Origin of the sequence: Ancylomarina sp., from assembly GCF_041555295.1 — a bacterium.
In the GTDB taxonomy this organism is placed as follows: Bacteria; Bacteroidota; Bacteroidia; order Bacteroidales; family Marinifilaceae; genus Ancylomarina.
Genome location: NZ_JBFFKR010000282.1, coordinates 1 through 4,160, shown reverse-complemented (window position 1 = coordinate 4,160; position 4,160 = coordinate 1). Strand labels below are relative to the sequence as shown.

Genomic DNA, 4,160 nt, shown 5'->3' with positions numbered 1-4,160 from the left:
GAGGTAAAGCCCTTTTTTTATCTTATTTTTGTCGGCTGAAATAGAGCTGAGCGATTTACAATTAGTCTCGTCTCTTTTTCTCAAATCAGATATCTATTATCTCATATTCAATTAATCATGAGCCAAAATAAAATCAATATCGTAAGTTTAGGTTGTTCTAAAAACCTTGTGGATACCGAACTTTTGATGAAGCAGTTGGATGCGAACCAATTTGAGGTGAGCTGTGACGAAGACAATAGTGATGCCCGAACAGTTATTATTAATACTTGCGGATTTATCGGTGATGCTAAGGAAGAATCTATCGATATGATTTTGCAGTTTGCAGATGCTAAGAAAGAAGGCCTTATCGATACACTTTTTGTGATGGGTTGTCTGTCGGAGCGTTACCGCGACGATTTAGCTATTGAAATTACTGAGGTTGATAAGTTTTTCGGAAAATTTGAGTGGAAATCTATCGTAAAAGAGCTGCATAAGGAATACAAGCCTGATTTCTCGAATATGAGAATGATTACCACGCCTAAGCATTTTGCTTATTTGAAAATTTCAGAGGGCTGTAATCGTGGTTGTTCTTATTGTGCAATTCCAATTATTACGGGTAAGCATATTTCTCGTCCTGTTGAGGAGATTGTTGAGGAAGCTTCGAATTTGGCAGCAGCCGGGGTGAAGGAGTTTTTGGTTATTGCTCAGGATTTATCTTACTATGGTCACGATTTGTATGGCAAATCGATGTTGGCAGAACTTGTTGAGAAGTTGTCCGAGGTTAAAGGTTTGGAGTGGATTAAGCTTCATTATGCGTATCCAACGCAATTCCCTTATGATATATTAAAGGTAATGCGCGAAAACCCAAAGGTTTGTCGTTATTTGGATATTGCTCTTCAGCATTCGAGTGACAATGTGCTTGGTTTAATGCGTCGTGGTATCAATCGTGAGCAAACCGTTGAGCTAATCAATCGTATTAGAGAAGAAGTTCCAGGTATAACTTTGCGTACCACCATGTTGGTTGGGCATCCTGGCGAAACGGAGGCTGATATGGAAGATTTGAAAGCTTTTGTAAAGGAAATGAAATTTGAACGTTTAGGTGTTTTCCCATATTCTAATGAGGATGATACTTATGCTGCGATTAATTATACTGATGATATTCCTCAAGAAGTAAAAGAAGCTCGTAAAGATGAGATTATGGAACTTCAGCAAGAAATTTCACGTCAGTCTAATCAAGCGCGAATAGGCGAGAGGATGAGAGTAATTATTGACCGTAAAGATGAAGATTTCTACTTCGGACGTACTGAGTTCGATTCTTATGAAGTCGATCCTGAGGTATTAATTTCTAGTGAAAACTTCAACCTTAAAATAGGTGAGATGTATGATGTTGAGGTTACCGATGTCGAAGATTACGATTTGTTCGCTATTGTAGTAGAATAAAAAGCAAATACCGATAATATTACACTTGCTGATAGCGATTGTAAGACAGATATACAACTCCAATTGGGTTTCTTGTTAGAAACTCGATTGGAGTTTTTTCTTTTCCATCGTTCAGAAGGCTAAGGTTTTTTTTTTATTAACAAAATGGAATATGAAAGTTGATCGAGGGAGTGTGTTAGTCAATAAAGGGAGTACGTAAAATGATCGTCGAAGTGTGCGAAACGTCTAGGGGAATGCAGAAATTCACTGGGGGAATGTAGAAATTCATCGGGGGAATGTGAAAGTAGATCAAGGGAAAGTAAGAAATCAATAAGGGAATACAGAAAAGAGGTGTTTTTTTGTGAAAAAGAGGTAGTGTTCTTTTTTATAGTCCTATAAAATATAGAATTTCATAGTTTTTGCTTAAACGAAAAGCGCCCAATATTGTTTAATATTAGGCGCTTTTGTGTTTTTATTATTCAAAGAATGACATAGATCGATGCCTAAAATGAATAATCAATTACTTTTCTATCGACCATCATTTCCCTTACGACTGAAGCGGCTTTAAGATGTTCAGGATGGTTTGCATAAGCTGGTAGACAGTCTATATTTTCAAGAACCACATTAACAACGAAATCAAAGGATGCTTCAGATTCCAGTTCATCAAACCCAATTTGCAGGAACTTGATTTCTGGAACCCGTTTATCAAGTCCATCAAAGGCTTCTCTTAGTCTCATATAGTAATTCTCTTTTTCTTCGGCCGATTCAAAAGCCTTAAACTTAAACATTGCTATGTGCTTGATCATTGTCGTTATCTTTTATAATTGAGTAATTCTATCGCCGAATATAGGTGTTTTTATGGAATTATCCGGTCATGTAATGACTATAGACAAGCTGAGACTGTTATGGTATGATTATATTTTGAGATAGATTAAAATCATAACAAAACCCAATTAAATAGATAATCGAAATAGATTTGGTGAATAAAGGTTAAATAAGTGAGATTGAAATTGTCTTCTTTAATTTCTGGTCAGGAAGAATTAGATAATTCCTATATTTGTTAATCTTTGAGAATTTGATCGTATAGCTTATTCTCAATATTCATCCAAAAAGAAATAAAATTATGACTAAGGATATAAACCCATTATTGTGCAAGTTTAGCACAGTACATCATACCGCACCATTTAGTGAAATTAAAATGGAGCACTATATGCCCGCTTTTCTGGAGGGCATTAAAATTGCCAAAGAGGAAGTTGACCAAATTGCCAATAATACGGAAGCTGCGAGTTTCGATAATACGATTGAGGCCATGGACTTTATTGGTGAACTCTTGGATCAGGTGTCTTCAGTGTTTTTCAACTTGAATCATGCAGATACCAGTGATGAGATGCAAGCTTTGGCTCGAGAAGTTTCGCCTTTATTAAGCGAATTCTCTAACGATATTGTAATGAATGAGCCGCTTTGGGAAAGAATAAAAACGGTTCACGGTAATAAGGAGAATTTGGATTTGACTGCAGAGCAAAGCATGCTTTTAGATAAACGTTATAAATCATTTGTTCGTTCGGGTGCTAATTTGGTAGGGGAGAAGAAAGCCAGGATTCGTGAAATATCGAAAGAACTTTCACAGCTAACTCTTCAGTTTGGTGAGAACGTATTGGCCGCAACCAACAATTTCGAACTAAATATTACCGATGAAAAGGAACTTGCAGGATTACCTGATGGCGTATTAGAGGCGGCTGCTTCTACTGCTAAATCTAAGGATAAAAAAGGCTGGGTATTTACACTTCAGTTCCCAAGCTATGTGCCTTTTATGCAATATGCCGATAATCGAGAACTACGCGAAAAGATGTTTAAGGTCTACACTTCTCGATGCTTTAATGATGAGTTTGATAATCAGGAAATCATCAAGAAAATTGTTGCCTTGCGTTTAGAGAAGGTTCAATTGTTTGATTATCCAAACTACGCTCAGTTTGTTTTGGAAGAGCGTATGGCAGAAAGTCCTGATAAGGTAACTCACTTTCTGAATGAATTGCTTGAAGCATCGATGCCAAAAGCCAAAGAGGAGTTTGATGAGTTGCAGGTTTATGCTAAAGGTATTGGTGCTGACTTTGAATTGCAGCGCTGGGATTGGGCTTATTATGCCGAGAAATTAAAGACAGAGAAGTTCCAGGTGAATGATGAATTGACTCGACCATATTTTGAGTTAGAGAAAGTGAAGCAGGGTATTTTCGATTTGGCAACTGGTTTATATGGCTTGACTTTTGAGTTGAATACTGAGATTGATAAGTATCACGAAGAGGTTGATGTGTATGAAGTGTTTGATAAGAAAGGTGATTTTCTATCAGTCTTTTATGCTGACTTTCACCCTCGAGATAGCAAACAAGGTGGAGCCTGGATGACTTCCTACCGTGAGCAGTTTCTTCAAAATGGACAAGATCACCGTCCGCATATCTCTATCGTGTGTAATTTCACTCGTCCAACAGAAACCAAACCATCCTTATTAAGTTTTGGTGAAGTGACGACATTCTTGCACGAATTTGGACACGCTTTGCATGGCATGCTTTCTCGATGTTCTTATCCTAGTTTGTCAGGAACTAGTGTTTACCGCGATTTTGTGGAGTTACCATCTCAGTTTATGGAGAACTATGCTTTTGAGAAGCAATGGCTTGATAAGGTTGCTGAGCACTATAAAACAGGAGAGAAGATCCCTGCTGATTTGGTTCAAAAAATTATTGATAGTGGTAATTTTCATTCGGGATATG

Annotated in this window: 3 protein-coding genes; 2 read left to right on the top strand and 1 reads right to left on the bottom strand. The window is 37.3% G+C overall.

Translation table 11 applies throughout. The features are described from left to right. Window positions 1-117 precede the first annotated feature (117 nt). Window positions 118-1,419, top strand: coding sequence for a 30S ribosomal protein S12 methylthiotransferase RimO (gene rimO / locus ABY905_RS14610; RefSeq protein ID WP_372645170.1), 1,302 nt, complete (start codon window positions 118-120; stop codon window positions 1,417-1,419). A gap of 482 nt (window positions 1,420-1,901) precedes the next feature. Here the strand turns inward: rimO and ABY905_RS14605 are convergent, their stop codons facing one another. Next, window positions 1,902-2,204, bottom strand: coding sequence for a Dabb family protein (locus ABY905_RS14605; protein WP_372645168.1), 303 nt, complete (start codon window positions 2,202-2,204; stop codon window positions 1,902-1,904). 317 nt (window positions 2,205-2,521) lie between these two features. On the opposite strand from ABY905_RS14605, the gene ABY905_RS14600 reads away from it, so the two are divergent. After that, a partial coding sequence (locus tag ABY905_RS14600; RefSeq protein WP_372645166.1) for a M3 family metallopeptidase occupies window positions 2,522-4,160 on the top strand: 1,639 nt, incomplete at its 3' end.

What these genes read in the sequence shown, in the direction of transcription:
- rimO (WP_372645170.1), top strand. Translation starts at nt 118, where the DNA reads ATGAGCCAAAATAAAATCAATATCGTAAGTTTAGGTTGTTCTAAAAAC.
- ABY905_RS14605 (WP_372645168.1), bottom strand. Translation starts at nt 2,204, where the DNA reads ATGATCAAGCACATAGCAATGTTTAAGTTTAAGGCTTTTGAATCGGCC.